This is a genomic window from Streptomyces sp. TOM-9 (assembly GCF_056858595.1).
Window position 1 is genome coordinate 6013388 of sequence record NZ_JBXEQB010000001.1, and the last position, 15047, is coordinate 6028434.

Annotated in this window: 14 protein-coding genes and 1 pseudogene; 9 read left to right on the forward strand and 6 right to left on the reverse strand. The window is 73.1% G+C overall.

The annotated features are described in order from the left end of the window. The first annotated feature begins 132 nt into the window (after window positions 1-132). On the forward strand, window positions 133-1041 hold the full coding sequence (locus AC1VWI_RS28190) for an NYN domain-containing protein (RefSeq protein ID WP_431960347.1): 909 nt from the start codon (window positions 133-135) through the stop codon (window positions 1039-1041). Here AC1VWI_RS28190 and AC1VWI_RS28195 read toward each other — a convergent pair. After that, window positions 1038-1919, reverse strand: a complete 882-nt coding sequence (locus tag AC1VWI_RS28195) for an alpha/beta fold hydrolase (RefSeq protein ID WP_499513802.1) — start codon at window positions 1917-1919, stop codon at window positions 1038-1040. The genes AC1VWI_RS28190 and AC1VWI_RS28195 overlap by 4 nt on opposite strands. A 127-nt stretch (window positions 1920-2046) precedes the next feature. Then, window positions 2047-3714, reverse strand: a complete 1668-nt coding sequence (locus AC1VWI_RS28200) for a DEAD/DEAH box helicase (RefSeq protein WP_499513803.1) — start codon at window positions 3712-3714, stop codon at window positions 2047-2049. Between the two features lie 485 nt (window positions 3715-4199). On the opposite strand from AC1VWI_RS28200, the gene AC1VWI_RS28205 reads away from it, so the two are divergent. Continuing rightward, entirely contained in the window at window positions 4200-4934 is a 735-nt protein-coding gene (locus tag AC1VWI_RS28205) for a ferritin-like fold-containing protein (RefSeq protein WP_499513804.1), read from the forward strand. A 53-nt stretch (window positions 4935-4987) separates the two neighbouring features. Here AC1VWI_RS28205 and AC1VWI_RS28210 read toward each other — a convergent pair whose 3' ends face one another. The 4 genes from AC1VWI_RS28210 to AC1VWI_RS28225 all read right to left on the reverse strand — a co-directional run bounded on the left by AC1VWI_RS28210 (window position 4988) and on the right by AC1VWI_RS28225 (window position 6899). Next, window positions 4988-5263: a hypothetical protein gene (locus AC1VWI_RS28210; RefSeq protein WP_499513805.1), complete on the reverse strand. Its 276-nt coding sequence runs from the start codon at window positions 5261-5263 to the stop codon at window positions 4988-4990. A 315-nt stretch (window positions 5264-5578) separates the two neighbouring features. After that, window positions 5579-5809, reverse strand: a complete 231-nt coding sequence (locus AC1VWI_RS28215) for a DUF3107 domain-containing protein (RefSeq protein WP_499513806.1) — start codon at window positions 5807-5809, stop codon at window positions 5579-5581. 135 nt (window positions 5810-5944) lie between these two features. Further along, on the reverse strand, window positions 5945-6580 hold the full coding sequence (locus AC1VWI_RS28220; protein ID WP_499513807.1) for a TetR/AcrR family transcriptional regulator: 636 nt from the start codon (window positions 6578-6580) through the stop codon (window positions 5945-5947). Window positions 6581-6680: 100 nt separating this feature from the next. Further along, window positions 6681-6899, reverse strand: coding sequence for a hypothetical protein (locus AC1VWI_RS28225; protein WP_499513808.1), 219 nt, complete (start codon window positions 6897-6899; stop codon window positions 6681-6683). Between the two features lie 186 nt (window positions 6900-7085). Between AC1VWI_RS28225 and AC1VWI_RS28230 the strand changes: the two genes are divergently transcribed. From AC1VWI_RS28230 to AC1VWI_RS28260, 7 genes and pseudogenes are all read left to right on the forward strand, one after another. Further along, entirely contained in the window at window positions 7086-8054 is a 969-nt protein-coding gene (locus tag AC1VWI_RS28230; protein WP_499513809.1) for an alpha/beta fold hydrolase, read from the forward strand. Window positions 8055-8058: 4 nt separating this feature from the next. After that, window positions 8059-9450, forward strand: coding sequence for a DUF3152 domain-containing protein (locus tag AC1VWI_RS28235; RefSeq protein WP_499513810.1), 1392 nt, complete (start codon window positions 8059-8061; stop codon window positions 9448-9450). A 40-nt stretch (window positions 9451-9490) separates the two neighbouring features. Next, window positions 9491-9607 (forward strand): Ms4533A family Cys-rich leader peptide, encoded by a 117-nt coding sequence (locus tag AC1VWI_RS28240; RefSeq protein ID WP_499513811.1) that lies wholly within the window; start codon window positions 9491-9493, stop codon window positions 9605-9607. Window positions 9608-9767: 160 nt separating this feature from the next. Continuing rightward, window positions 9768-11480: an ABC transporter substrate-binding protein gene (locus AC1VWI_RS28245; RefSeq protein ID WP_499513812.1), complete on the forward strand. Its 1713-nt coding sequence runs from the start codon at window positions 9768-9770 to the stop codon at window positions 11478-11480. Window positions 11481-11502: 22 nt separating this feature from the next. Then, a pseudogene (locus AC1VWI_RS28250) lies at window positions 11503-12429 on the forward strand (ABC transporter permease); the annotation flags it as partial. Continuing rightward, entirely contained in the window at window positions 12426-13424 is a 999-nt protein-coding gene (locus tag AC1VWI_RS28255; protein ID WP_499513813.1) for an ABC transporter permease, read from the forward strand. The pseudogene AC1VWI_RS28250 and the gene AC1VWI_RS28255, both read left to right, overlap by 4 nt. Continuing rightward, the gene (locus AC1VWI_RS28260) at window positions 13421-15040 is read left to right on the forward strand and encodes a dipeptide ABC transporter ATP-binding protein (protein WP_499513814.1); all 1620 of its coding nucleotides are present in this window, start codon (window positions 13421-13423) and stop codon (window positions 15038-15040) included. Before AC1VWI_RS28255 ends, AC1VWI_RS28260 begins: the two co-directional genes overlap by 4 nt. Window positions 15041-15047 lie beyond the last annotated feature (7 nt).

The following is a 15047-nucleotide window of genomic DNA, read 5'->3' on the forward strand; positions in this document are numbered from 1 at the left end:
GTTGCCCCCGCGAAAACCTTCCCTGTCCTAAAGAAAATTTTTCCCACGCATCTACCGGCGGGTAGCCACCGGTACCGGCGGTCCTGGTTCCGGTTGTGTGTGCGGACGGAACCGCCGGACAATGTGATCTCTATGAACGACGACGCCCTTTCCGCCATCGCCGCCGGCATCGAGCGCACGAACGAGCTCCTGCAGCGGGTGCTCGCCGAGGTCGCCACGACCCCGGCGACCCACGCCGTGTTCGTCGACGCCGGGTACGTGTACGCCGCGGCCGGTCGCCTCGTCGCGGGCACCGAGGACCGGAGGGCCTTCGAACTCGACGCCGAGGGCATCATCGAGGCCTTCATCGACCGGGCCCGCACCCTCTTCGCCGACAGCCGGCTGCTGCGCGTCTACTGGTACGACGGCGCCCGCCGCCGCATCCACACCGCCGAGCAGGAACGCATCGCCGAGCTCCCCGACGTCAAGGTGCGGCTCGGCAACCTCAACGCCAGCCGCCAGCAGAAGGGCGTCGACTCGCTGATCCGCAGCGACCTGGAGTCACTGGCCCGGCACCGTGCCATCAGCGACGCCGTCCTGATCGGCGGCGACGAGGACCTGGTCTCCGCGGTCGAGGCCGCCCAGGGTTACGGCGCCCGTGTCCACCTGTGGGGCATCGAGGCCGCCGACGGCCGCAACCAGGCCGACCCCCTGCTGTGGGAGGTCGACAGCCTGCGCACCCTCGACCTCGACTTCTGCAAGCCGTACATCACCCGGCGCACGGCCCCCGTCTACGGCGACGCGCCGATCCCCACCGGGCCCATCCCGACCCGTGAGGACGTGCACTTCGTCGGGGCCCGGGTCGCCTCGCAGTGGCTGGCCACGCGCGGCCGGGACTCCCTGGCCGAGCTGCTGCCCGGCCACCCGTACCTGCCGCCCGCCTACGACCAGGAACTGCTCGTCGAGGCCGAGGGCATGCTCAACATCTCGCTGCGCGGCCACGCGGATCTGCGGCGCGTGCTGCGCGACGGCTTCTGGGAGCACCTGCAGGCGCGGCTCTAACCCCAGAAGCCGGTCAGCGCGCCGGCAGTGCGGGCCGGCTGCTCGGCGTTGGGGGAGTGCTCGGCCCCCTCGATCACCACGCGGCGGGCGCCCAGGCGCTCGGCCATCGCGTCCAGCCACGGCACGGGCCAGGCGTAGTCCACCGCGCCGGAGAGCACCAGCTTCGGCAGGGGCACGGCCGCGAGTTCCGCCACCCGGTCCGGCTCGTCGAGCAGCTGACGGCCGGTGGCCGTCAGCTGCTCGGGCGCCGTCGCCAGCCAGCGGCGGTGCAGGAACTCCTCGACCGCGCCCTCGGCGTTCGCCGTGCCTTCGAGGTCCTCGGCGTCCAGCTCGCGCATCGCGCGCCACACGCCCTCCATGTCCATCGCGGACAGCGCCTCGAGCAGCAGCTTCGTACGGGCCTGCTGGGCGGGTTCGATGGCGGCCGGGCCGGAGCTCATGAGGGTGAGCGACGCCCAGGGCAGGGCGGCGCCGTCGCCGTGCCCGGCCAGGACGGCGGCGCGGACGACCAGGCCGCCCATCGAGTGCCCCAGCAGGTGCACCGGCTCGCCGGGAGCGGTGCCCAGTGCCGCGGTCTGCGCGACGACGTCGGCGGCCAGCTCGGCCTGTGCGTACGCCGCCTCGTCCCGCGGGCCCGGGGACTCGTGCTGGCCCCGGCCGTCCACGGCGACCGTGCGGTAGCCGGCGGCCGCGAGCGGTTCGAGCAGCGCGACGAAGTCCTCCTTGCTGCCCGTGAACCCGGGCACCAGCAGGGCGGTGCCGCGCCGCGGCGTGCCGGCCGGCGGGACGGCGTCCAGCACGGCGAAGGGGCCGCGGGCCGTCTCCAGGCGGTACGCGGTGGCGTTCTCGGGCAGCGTCAGGAACGGCGGTCGGCTCATGCGCCGAGGCTAGCCGGGCCGGGTTTCCCCCACACGACGCGGGCCCCGACCTCCGACGCCGCGCGGGCGAACGCCGACGGCCGGGCGCCCACGAGGGGCGCCCGGCCGTCCGGGTACGGGTGTCGCGTCAGCCGGTGGCCTCGTCGGCCGGCTTCGCCGTCCGCGTGCGGCGACGGCGGCGGACGGTCTTGGCCGCGCCTTCGCCCTCCGCGGGAGCCGCTTCCGGGGTCGCCGCCTCGGCGGCGGCCGGAGTCTCGGCACCGGCGGCGGCGCCGGACCGCGTACGGCGACGGCGGGGGGCCGGGACCTCCTCGGCCACCGGAGCGGCGGCCGCGACGGTCTCGGTGCCCGAGGTGCCCGACGCGCCGGAGGTGCCCGTGCCCGTACGGGTGCGGCGACGGCGGCGCGGAGCCGCGGCCTCGGCGGCCGGGGCCTCGACGGTCTCGACGACCGCCTCCGCCTCGGCGGACGCCCCGTCGAGCGCCTGTCCGCCGCGGGTGCGGCGGCGCTGGCGCGGCGTACGGGTGCGGGCCGGACGCTCCTCCGCCTCGGCCGAGGCGGCCGGGCCGGACTTGCGGCCACCACGGCCGCGCCCGCGGCCGCCGGTCTCGCCGAGGTCCTCGATCTCCTCCGCGTCGAGGCCGGCCCGGGTGCGCTCCGCCCGCGGCAGGACGCCCTTGGTGCCCTCGGGGATGCCGAGCAGCTCGTAGAGGTGGGTGGAGGTGGAGTACGTCTCCTCCGGGGCGTTGAACGGCAGGTCCAGCGCCTTGTTGATCAGCTGCCAGCGCGGGATGTCGTCCCAGTCGACCAGCGTGATCGCCGTGCCGGACGCGCCCGCACGGCCGGTGCGGCCGATGCGGTGGAGGTAGGTCTTCTCGTCCTCCGGCGTCTGGTAGTTGATCACGTGGGTGACGCCCTCGACGTCGATGCCGCGGGCGGCGACGTCGGTGCAGACCAGGACGTCGACCTTGCCGTTGCGGAAGGCGCGCAGCGCCTGCTCGCGGGCGCCCTGGCCGAGGTCGCCGTGGACGGCGCCCGAGGCGAAGCCGCGCTGCTCCAGCTGCTCCGCGAGGTCGGCCGCTGTGCGCTTGGTACGGCAGAAGATCATCGCCAGACCGCGGCCCTCGGCCTGCAGGACCCGGGAGACGAGCTCCGGCTTGTCCAGCGAGTGGGCGCGGAAGACGTGCTGGGTGATGTTGGCGACGGTGGCGCCCTCGTCGTCCGGCGAGGTGGCGCGGATGTGCGTGGGCTGCGACATGTAGCGGCGCGCCAGGCCGATCACGGCGCCCGGCATCGTCGCGGAGAAGAGCATGGTCTGCCGCTTGACCGGCAGCATCTCGATGATCTTCTCGACGTCGGGGAGGAAGCCCAGGTCGAGCATCTCGTCGGCCTCGTCGAGGACGAGGGCGCGGACGTTGCGCAGGTTGAGCTTCTTCTGGCCGGCGAGGTCCAGCAGACGCCCCGGGGTGCCGACGACCACCTCGACGCCCTTCTTCAGGGCCTCGACCTGCGGCTCGTACGCGCGGCCGCCGTAGATCGCCAGCACGCGCACATTGCGCACCTTGCCGGCGGTGAGCAGGTCGTTGGTGACCTGCGTGCACAGCTCGCGGGTGGGGACGATCACCAGGGCCTGGGGACCGTCGACGACGTCCTCGGGCTTGGCGCGCCCGGCCTCGACGTCGACCGGGACGACGACCCGCTCCAGGATCGGGAGGCCGAAGCCCAGGGTCTTGCCGGTGCCGGTCTTGGCCTGGCCGATGACGTCGTTGCCCGCGAGGGCGACCGGGAGCGTCATCTCCTGGATCGGGAAGGGGGTGGTGATGCCGACGGCTTCGAGCGCCTCGGCGGTCTCGGGGAGGATCCCCAGGTCACGGAAAGTCGTGATGGTGGTCAGGATGCTCTGCCTCTTCTGTTTGGGACGCGGCGCTGAGCGTGTGAAAAGGGGAGGGTCGAGCGCAGGGAACTGCGCTGACCGCGCGAGGTGTCGTACGGCCCTGGGTGGCCGAGGTGCGCGGGACCGCTGCCCTCGCGCGCGCCGCGATACGGGCCCCTCCCCACGTGGGGAGGGCGGTCGGTAGGAGCCGATCGGGCCACCGACCGGGCATCCATTCATGCGTGACCCGCCGGGTCACCTGGCGGGTCCATATCACTGTACCCCGGAATCACACACCTGCGGCGGATGGATTTCGGGGTACGTGGGACAGGTCACGTCGCGGCTTGCGCGCGCCGGGCCCGCACGGGATGGTTGCCGCGCTGGTGGGGTTGGCTATTGTGCGCAGCATGGAGACGCCTGACACCCCCGCCGACACCCCCGCCGAGACGACCATCGCCGCCAAGGACTGGGCCGCCGCGTCCGCGGACCCGCAGTACCGCGCGGCGGTCGTGGACCTGCTCGGGGCACTCGCGTACGGCGAGCTGGCCGCCTTCGAGCGGCTCGCGGAGGACGCCAAGCTCGCGCCGTCCCTGGAGGACAAGGCGGAGCTCGCGGCGATGGCGTCCGCCGAGTTCCACCACTTCGAGCAGCTCCGCGCGCGGCTCACCACCGTCGAGGCGGACCCGACCGCGGCGATGGAGCCCTTCGCCGCCGCACTGGACGAGTTCCACCGCCTGACCGCGCCGTCGGACTGGCTGGAGGGCCTGGTCAAGGCGTACGTCGGCGACTCCATCGCGTCCGACTTCTACCGCGAGGTCGCCGCCCGCCTCGACGCCGACACCCGCGAGCTGGTGCTGGCCGTGCTGGACGACACCGGCCACGCCTCCTTCGCGGTGGAGAAGGTGCGCTCCGCCATCGAGGCCGACCCGCGGGTCGGCGGCCGGCTCGCGCTGTGGGCGCGCCGGCTGATGGGCGAGGCGCTGTCGCAGGCGCAGCGGGTCGTGGCGGACCGGGACGCGCTCAGCACGATGCTGGTCGGCGGGGTCGCGGACGGCTTCGACCTCGCGGAGGTCGGCCGGATGTTCACCCGGATCACCGAGGCCCACACCAAGCGGATGGCGGCGCTGGGCCTGGCCGCCTGAGCGGTCCGGGCCGTAGGGGAGCCGTGGGGGGAGCCGTACGGGGGCCGTGCGGCTCAGGCCGTGCGCGGCGCCGGCCGGCGGGCGCTCCGCGGCGGGCGCACCAGCAGCGAGAGCAGGGCGGCCGCCACCCCCACCGACACGGCGAGGCTGATCAGGAACCGGTCCGAGCCGAGGACGGTGCGGGTGATGAGACCGCCGAGGACGGCGGCGACCGCTCCCGTGGCGAGCACCAGCGTCGCCGCGGGAAGGCGTCGCCGGGGGAGCATCCGGGTCGCGGCGTACGCGACGGACAGTCCGACGGCGGCGAACGCGAGCGCTTCCCACATCATCGTGTGGCCCCTCCCGGAGACTTCGGTCGCACGGGTCCTACCCCGCGGGCCCGCACAGCGAAACGGCGGGTCACCCCATTCGGGGGTGACCCGCCGTGCGTCGTCCCGGTGCGGGAGCGGCGAGGCTCTGACCTGCTCCGCCCTGCCGTGCCGTCAGAGTCCCGCCTGCCCAGCGACGCCTGGCACGGCACCTCGCTACGTTGTCGAATCGTCCGAGTAGCCCACTACGAGGACGACTCTCCGCCTTGCAATGCACCGCACCAGACGCCGCTGGGCCCGCCCTTCGGGCGGCCGGCGCTCCTTTGGCGACACGGCCTAGAGCTGGGCGCCGAAGCCCACCCGGCGCGCCGCCTGCTCACCGATCTCCACGTAGGCCAGCCGTTCGGCCGGCACGAGCACGCGCTTTCCGTGCTCGTCGGTGAGGCTGAGCAGCTTGGCGGTGCCCGTGAGCGCCTCGGCGACGGCCTTCTCGACCTCCTCGGCCGTCTGCGCGCTCTCGATGATGATCTCGCGCGGCGCGTGCTGCACGCCGATCTTGACCTCCACGGCTTTTGTCCCTCCGAACGGTCTGCGGTGTGCGCGGTTGGAAATCGCGCCGTACGCAGGACACATTAGCCGCGCCCGGCACCAGGGCACCGGCCGACGGGCACGCCCAGAGCGAACAGCCGCCGTGCGCAGGCGTCAGTGCTCGGCGCCGTGCAGCGGGAAGCCCGCGATGCCGCGCCAGGCCAGCGACGTCAGCAACTGCACCGCGGTCTCGCGGGGCATGGAGCTGCCGCTGGAGAGCCAGTAACGGGCCACGACCTGCGAGACGCCGCCGAGGCCGACGGCGAGCAGCATGGACTGCTCGGTGGTCAGCCCCGTGTCCTCGGCGATGACCTCGCTGATCGCCTCGGCGCACTGCAGCGCGACCTTGTCCACGCGCTCGCGGACGGCCGGCTCGTTGGTGAGGTCGGACTCGAAGACCAGGCGGAAGGCGCCGCCCTCGTCCTCCACGTACGCGAAGTAGGCGTCCATGGTGGCCGCCACGCGCTGCTTGTTGTCGCTGGTGGAGGCCAGGGCGGTGCGCACCGCGTCCAGCAGGGCCTCGCAGTGCTGGTCCAGCAGGGCCAGGTAGAGCTCGAGCTTGCCGGGGAAGTGCTGGTAGAGCACGGGCTTGCTGACGCCCGCGCGCTCCGCGATGTCGTCCATCGCGGCGGCGTGGTAGCCCTGGGCGACGAACACCTCCTGGGCTGCGCCCAGCAGCTGGTTTCTCCGGGCCCGGCGCGGCAGGCGTGTGCCGCGAGGGCGCGCCTCAGTCTGCTCGATGGCTGTCACGCCGCCTCCCATGTGATGTCGTTCTGCGCTGCGGGTGCCATCGTACTTTTCGGTAGCGGGGGCATGCGCTGTGCGAACGCACATTCTCACCAAGTGGAACTCAGCGATAGTCGTCCTCGTCGAGTTCCACCACCCTGCGCTGCTCGGCCACGTCCGCCGGATCGGCGTCGTCGGGGCGTTCGGTGATCGGGACATCGCGGTGCTGCAGCAGTTCGAGGTGCTGTTCGGCGATGTCCGCCTCGGGCGCCTCGATGTCGGTCTCGGCGTCCTCCAGGTCGTCGATGACGTCGTCGTCGAAGGTCTCGATGTCGTCGGACACGGGCACCTCCCGTCTGGTCGTGCGCTGCCGTCCCCCGCTGCTACCCACTGTCCCCCTCTTTCCCCTTCTGCGAGCGTAGGAGACAGGGACGGGGTGTGCAGAGTGACAGGAGGGGCGGAAAATCCCCACGACGCGTGTGAGGGCGAACACACGAGCGCACGCGTGATCACCTCGTAACATTGCCCCATGTCCTCGACGGAGTCGCCCGAAGCCGCGTTCGCCGCCGTGCCCGTACCGCCTTCGGGAGCCAGAGCCGGGGAGGGGGAGACGGTGCGGACCGTGGCCCTGCCGGGCCGGACGCTGACCGTACGATCGCGGGCGGAGCAGGCCGAAGGGCTGCCGCCCGCGCTCTTCGTGCACGGCCTGGGCGGGTCGTCCTCCAACTGGTCGGCGCTGATGCGGCTGCTGGCGGACCGGGTGTCCTGCGAGGCCCTGGACCTGCCCGGTTTCGGGCACTCCCCGCCGCCGGACGACGGCAACTACTCGATCGGGGGGCACGCGCGCGCCGTCGTGCGCCTGCTGGAGGCTTCCGGGCGCGGGCCCGTGCACCTCTTCGGCAACTCGCTGGGGGGAGCGGTCGTCACCAAGGTCGCCGCGGCCCGGCCCGACCTGGTCCGCACCCTGACGCTGATCTCGCCCGCGCTGCCGGAGGTGCCGCCCCAGTACGGCGCCTGGCCGACCGCGTTCCTGGGGCTGCCGGGCGCGACCGCGCTGGTGGCCCGCGCCACCCGCGACTGGTCCGTGGAGCGGCGCACCCGGCAGCTGCTGTGGCTCTGTTACGGCGACCCGTCGAAGGTCAGCGAGGAGTCCTTCACCGAGCACGCCACGGAGTACGAGCGCCGGCTGGCGCTGCCGTACTTCTGGGACGCGCTGACCCGCTCGGCGCGCGGCATCGTGGACGCCTACACCCTCGGCGGCCAGCACAGCCTGTGGCGGCAGGCCGAGCGGGTGCTCGCGCCGACACTGCTGGTGTACGGGGGCAAGGACAAGCTGGTGGCCCCCCGGATGGCGTACCGTGCCGCCCGGACGTTCCGTGACTCGCGGTTGCTGACGCTCCCCGACAGCGGGCACGTCGCGATGATGGAGCACCCCGATGCGGTGGAGCGGGCCTTCCGCGAACTGCTGGACGCCACGGACGCGCGGACGGATCACTGACTTCATGGGCAGGCACAGCGCACCGGGCGGCCGTGACGGCCGCCGTGACGACGTACCGGGCATAGCCGGCGGCAACTCGGGCACCGGCCGCCGGCGGCGTTCCGGCCCGGGGACGACGACCCCGCAGCGGCCGGGCGGACCGGGCCAGGCGCCCGGTGGTTCCGTGCCGGGCGGCCGGGACGGCTTCCGGCCCGGGGGCGCCGGGCACGGTCACGACGACGTCCCGGGCCACTCCCACCCCGAGCACCGCGAGCACTCGGCCTGGGGACGGGCGGGTTCCTGGGCCCCGCCGCGCACGCCGCGCGGGACCCGGCCCGCGGAGCTGGCGGACACCGCGCTCGGCACGGAGTACCCGGAGGACGACGACCCCCTCGACGCGGACCTCTTCACCGCGCCCCGAATATCCGGCTTCCCGCGCCAGCGCCGGGCCCCCGGCGCGGGAGCCCGTGGCGGCCCCGGTCCGCGGCGGGACTTCGTCGCGGCCTTCGACGCGCCCTCCGCCACCACGGGACCCGGGGCACCCGAGGAGGGTGCCGCGGAGGCCGGGGAGGGCGACGGACAACCCGAACGGCCCAAGAAGGGCGTCAGGACTCGCGCGCTCAGCGGCGCCGCGGCCGCGGCGGTCGTGACCGTGCTGGCCGTCGTCGTCGCGGGCCAGATGGCCGCCGGAGGTGACAAGCGTCACTCGTCCGCCGCCGCGGCACCGGGCGGCAGCCGGGGCACCGACGACTCCGCGTCCCGCTCCCAGGGCCGGGCGACCCCCTCGACCTCACCCTCCGCGGTCACCGCCCCGCTCAGCTACGACCAGGCGATGGTCCGGCGCTACCCGCTCGACCAGGACCTGAGCCTGGCGGGGAAGTTCCAGACCGTGGCCGGCCAGGAGAAGGCCCCCGGCAAGGGCAACCTGCTGCGCGTGCGGGTGGACGTCGAGAAGGGGCTGCCGCTGGACGGCCGGCTCTTCGCCGACGCGGTCTACAAGACGCTGAATGACAAGCGGAGTTGGGCGCACGCCGGGTCCCGCACCTTCGAGCGGGTCTCAACGGGCCCGGCCGACATCGTGATCACCCTGGCGAGTCCCGGCACGACGGCCACCTGGTGTGCGAAGTCCGGCCTGGACACGACGGTTGACAACGTGTCATGTGATGCGGCATCAACTCCCCGGACGATGATCAACGCGTACCGCTGGGCGCAGGGGTCGCAGACGTACGGCCCGGACCGGATGCCCGCCTACCGCGAGATGCTGATCAACCACGAGGTCGGGCACCGGCTCGGCTACGACCATGTGCTCTGCCCCAAGCAGGGCGCCCTGGCCCCGGTCATGATGCAGCAGACGAAGTTCCTCTCCTACGGGGGCCTGACCTGCAAGCCCAACGCCTGGCCCTACCCCCGGGGCTAGCTTTTTGACATCGGGCGATTAATCGTTCAATGTTTTCGGCATGCCGCACAGCCCCGCCACAGACGAGGACGCCAGCATCGAGCTGGCGCTCATCGGCGTGGCCGGGCACAGCGTGGCCGACATCCTGTGTCGGTGCTCCACGGTGCCGGGCGCGTAAAGGGCACGTTCTTCCCTCCCGCCCCGGACCTTCCCGCCCGTGGGCACAGTGCTCGACATCTGATCGATCCCTCACGGCCTCCTCATGAGGCCGTCGCCGCTGCCTGCGGGCCTTCCCCAGCCCCGCCCTCTCCACCTCGCAGCCGCGAAAGGGATCTTCGATGTCTCACCTGTCCGTCACACCTCGCCGCCTCGCAGCGGCAGCCGTCGTCCTGGCGATCACCGGCGGCGCCGCCGCCTGCGGCCCGGAGGACAGCGGGGCCAAGGCGGCCGACGGCAAGCCGGCCAAGGGCGGCACGCTCTACGTGCTCAACCAGTCCCCGCAGGAGGACTTCGACCCGGCGCGGCTCTACACCTCCGGCGGCGGCAACGTCCCCGGCCTGGTCTTCCGCACGCTGACCACCCGCAACCGCGAGAACGGCGCGGACGGCGCGAAGGTCGTCCCGGACCTGGCCACCGACACCGGCACGCCCAACCAGGACGCCACCGTCTGGACGTACCACCTCAAGGACGGCCTGAAGTACGAGGACGGCAGCGCGATCACCACCGCCGACATCAAGTACGGCATCGAGCGCTCCTTCGCCGCCGAGCTGTCCGGCGGTGCCCCCTACCTGCGCGACTGGCTGGTCGGCGGCAAGGAGTACCAGGGCCCGTACAAGGACAAGGGCGGCCTGGCCTCCATCGAGACCCCGGACGCGAAGACCATCGTCTTCCACCTGAACAAGCCCGAGGGCGACTTCCCGTTCCTGGCCACCCAGACCTCCTTCGCCCCCGTGCCGAAGGCCAAGGACACCGGCACCAAGTACGAGAACCACCCGTTCTCCTCCGGCCCGTACAAGGTCGTCGGCAACGAGAACGACGGCGAGCACCTCGTCCTGGAGCGCAACACCCACTGGGACCCGAAGACCGACGAGGAGCGCAAGGCCTACCCGGACCGCATCGACGTCCGCTCCGGCCTCGACGCCGCCGTGATCAACCAGCGGCTGTCCTCCGGCTCCGGCAAGGACGCCGCCGCCGTCACCACCGACACCAACCTCACCGCCGCCGAACTCGCCAAGATCACCGGCGACGAGGAGCTGGCGGGCCGCGTCGGCACCGGGCACTTCGGCTACACCGACTACATCTCCTTCAACCCGAAGGTGAAGCCGTTCGACAACCCCAAGGTGCGCCAGGCGATCTCCTACGCGGTCGACCGCAGCACCGTCGTCAACGCCCTCGGCGGCTCCTCGCTCGCCGAGCCGGCCACCACCTTCCTGCCCGCGCAGGAGTCCTTCGGCTACACCCCGTACGACGCGTTCCCGGCCGGCAAGAGCGGTGCCGCCGCCAAGGCCAAGGAGCTGCTGAAGGAGGCCGGTTACCCGAACGGCCTGACCGTCACGCTGACCCACGACAGCAGCGGCGGCGACGAGCAGGGCCCGGAGGTCGCGACCGCCCTGCAGGACGCCCTGAAGAAGGCCGGCATCACCGTCAAGCTGGAGGGCCTGGAGTCCAGCGCCTACAGCGAGAAGATCCACGGCATCAAGACCGAGCCGGGCTTCTTCCTCGCCGGCTGGGGCGCCGACTGGCCGTCCGGCGGCCCCTTCCTGGCCCCGATCTTCGACGGCCGGCAGATCGTCAAGGACGGCTACAACTTCAACAACGCCCAGCTCGACGACCCGGCCGTGAACCAGGAGATCGACGAGATCAACAAGCTCACCGACCTCAAGGCCGCCGCCGTCCGCTGGGGCGCCCTCGACAAGAAGATCGGCGAGCAGGCGCTGACCGTGCCGCTGGTCCACCCGGTCTACAAGCGCCTGTACGGCAAGGACGTCAAGAACGTCGTCATCAGCGACTGGACCGGCGTCCTCGACGTCTCGCAGGTCGCGGTCAAGTGACCACGACCGACGTGCTCGCCGCGCCCGGCAGCTCTGGCGGCGGCTGCGCGCCCAGCGCGCCGCCCTCGCCGGGGTCGCCGTGATCGCCCTGCTCGTCCTGGTGGCCCTCGCCGCCCCGCTGCTCGCCGCCCTGGAGGGGCAGGACCCGGACGCGTACCACGCCTCGGCCGTCGACTCCGCGCTCGGCGGCGTGCCGACCGGCTCCTTCGGCGGCGTGAGCGCCGACCACTGGCTCGGCGTCGAACCCGGGACCGGACGCGACCTGTTCGCCCGGCTCGTGTACGGCGCGCGGATCTCGCTCGGCATCGGCCTCGCCGCCACCGTCGTGCAGGTCGTCCTCGGGGTCGCGGTCGGCCTCGCCGCCGGCCTCGGCAACCGCTTCCTGGACAACCTGCTCAGCCGGACCACCGACGTCATGCTGGCGCTGCCCACCCTGGTCTTCTCCATCGCCCTGCTGGCGATCGTCCCCGCCGGCTTCCCGCGTCCGGTGCTGCTGGTCCTCGTCCTCGGCCTGCTCGGCTGGGGCGGCACCTCCCGCATCGTCCGGGCCCAGACCCTGAGCCTGAAGTCCCTCGACTACGTGGCCGCCGCCCGGCTCGGCGGCGCCGGCCGGTGGCGGATCGCGCGCCGCGAACTGCTGCCGTCGCTGGCCGCGCCCGTGGTGACCTACAGCGCGCTGCTGGTGCCCTCCAACATCGCGTCGGAAGCGGGACTGTCCTTCCTCGGCATCGGCGTCAAGCCGCCCACGCCCTCCTGGGGACAGATGCTCTCCTCCGCGACCACCTGGTACCAGGCCGATCCGACGTACGTGCTGCTGCCCGCCGGCCTGATCTTCGTCACCGTCCTCGCCTTCACCGCCCTCGGTGACGGCGTGCGCACCGCCCTGGACCCGCGCGCCGGCAGCCGCCTGCGGTCCCTGGCCCGCAGGCGCAAGGAGGCGCGGTCATGATCCTCCTCACCCGGTTCGCGCTGCGCCGGCTGCTGGCGGCCCTGCTGGTCCTGCTCGTACTGAGCATCGCGGTCTACGCGCTCTTCTACGTCCTGCCCGGCGACCCGGCACGGCTGGCCTGCGGGCCGAAGTGCTCCGCCGAGCAGGTCGCCCAGGTCCGCACCCAGCTGGGCCTGGACGACCCGGCCTACGCGCAGTACGCCCACTTCCTGCACGGCCTGTTCGCCGGCACCGACATCAGCACCGGTGTCGGCACCGAGCACTGCGGCGCACCCTGCCTGGGCTTCTCCTACCAGAGCGGCGAGCAGGTGACCTCCCTGCTCGCGCAGCGGCTGCCGGCCACCGCCTCGCTCTCGCTGGGTGCGATGGTGCTGTGGCTGGTCATCGGCGTCGGCACCGGGGTGCTCTCGGCGCTGCGCCACGGCGGGCTCACCGAACGGCTGCTGACCGGGCTCACCCTCGCAGGCAACGCCGTGCCCGTCTTCATCATCGGCATCCTGCTGATGCTGCTGTTCGTCTCGGTGCTGGGCTGGCTGCCCTTCCCGTCCTACGTCCCGCTGACCGAGGACCCCGAGCAGTGGGCGTGGAACCTGGTGCTGCCCTGGCTCTCCCTGGCCATCCTGGAGAGCGCCAAGTACGCCCGGCTGACCCGCAGTTCCATGCTGGACACGCTCGCCGAGGACCATGTGCGCACCTTCCGCGCCTACGGCGTCCGCGAGCGTTCCGTCATCGGACGGCACGCGCTGCGCGGCGCCCTGCCACCGGTCATCGCACTGACCGCGCTGGACCTGGGGACGATGTTCGGCGGCGCGGTGCTCACCGAGTCGCTCTTCGGCATCCCCGGGCTCGGCAAGAGCCTGGTGGACTCGGTGAAGACCGAGGACCTGCCGGTCGTGGTCGGACTGGTGCTGGTCACCGGCTTCTTCGTGGTCCTCGCCAACGCCCTCGCGGACGTCCTGTACGCGGTGGCCGACCGACGGGTGGTGCTGGCATGACGTCACGGCTGATCGAGGTCGAGGACCTCACGGTCGACTTCCCCACCGGCACGGGCACCGTCCGGGCCGTGGACGGGCTCTCCTTCTCCCTGGAGCAGGGCGGCGCCCTCGGCGTCGTCGGCGAGTCCGGCAGCGGCAAGAGCGCCACCGCCTTCACCCTGCTGGGACTGCACCGCGGCAGCGGTGCGCGGATCGGCGGCTCGGTGCGGGTGGCCGGCGTCGACGTCCTGTCCGCTGGGGAGAAGGAACTGCGCGGGCTGCGCGGCGGGCTCGCGGCGATGGTCTTCCAGGACCCGCTGTCCTCGCTCGACCCGTACTTCGCGATCGGCGACCAGATCGCCGAGGTCTACCGGGTCCACCACCCCAAGGCCTCCCGGAGGGCGGCCCGCGCGCGGGCGGTCGAGGTGCTCGACCGGGTCGGCATCGCCGACGCACCGAGGCGGGCCCGCTTCCGGCCGCACGAGTTCAGCGGCGGCATGCGCCAGCGGGCGCTCATCGCCATGGCGCTCGCCTGCGAGCCGCGGCTGCTCGTCGCGGACGAACCCACGACGGCCCTCGACGTCACCGTGCAGGCGCAGATCCTCGACCTGCTCGGCGAACTGCGGCAGGAGACCGGCATGGGGCTGCTGCTGGTCACCCACGACCTGGGCGTGGTGGCCGGGAGCGTCGACGAGGTCCTGGTGATGAAGGACGGCCGTGCCGTGGAGCGCGGGCCGGTCGGCACCGTGCTGGGCGCACCGCAGCAGCCGTACACGCGGGACCTGGTGGCCGCGGTCCCGCGGGTGGAGACGGCGAAGCCGCGCGGCGCGGCCGTGGGCGAGGTCCTTCTCGAAGCCGTCGGCTTGCGGCGGGAGTTCGGCCGGCGCGGCTCCCGGGTCGCGGCGGTCGACGGCGTCTCGCTGACCGTGCGCGCGGGCGAGACGCTCGGCGTCGTCGGCGAGAGCGGCAGCGGCAAGACCACGCTCGGGCGGATGCTCGGGGGGCTCCTGGAGCCCACGGGCGGCGAGCTGCGGCGCCCGGGCGCGCGCTCCGGCCCGGGCACGCCGGGACTGCAGATGGTGTTCCAGGACCCGGTGTCCTCGCTCAACCCGCGGCGCAGCATCGGCGAGTCCATCGCGGACCCGCTGCGGACGGCCGGCGTGCTCGACGACGCCGCGGTCGTCGCCCGCGTGCGGGAACTGCTGGAACGGGTCGGGCTCGACCCCGACTGGTACCACCGCTATCCGCACGAGTTCAGCGGCGGTCAGCGGCAGCGCGTCGGCATCGCCCGGGCGCTGGCGCCCGAGCCGAGGCTGATCGTCTGCGACGAGCCGGTGTCGGCGCTCGACGTCACGACGCAGGCGCAGGTCATCCGGCTGCTGGGCGAGTTGCAGCGCGAGCTGGGAATCGCACTGGTCTTCATCGCCCACGACCTGGCCGTGGTGCGTCAGGTCAGTGACAACGTCGCGGTCATGCGGGCGGGCCGGGTCGTGGAGTACGGGCCTGCCGGGCGGGTCTACGAGGCGCCGGAGCACGAGTACACCAAGGGGCTGCTGGCGGCGGTCCCGGTGCTCGACCCGGAGGAGTCCGCCGCCCGGCGCGCCGCCCGGCGCCACGCCCTGGCGGCCACCGCCTGACGCGCCG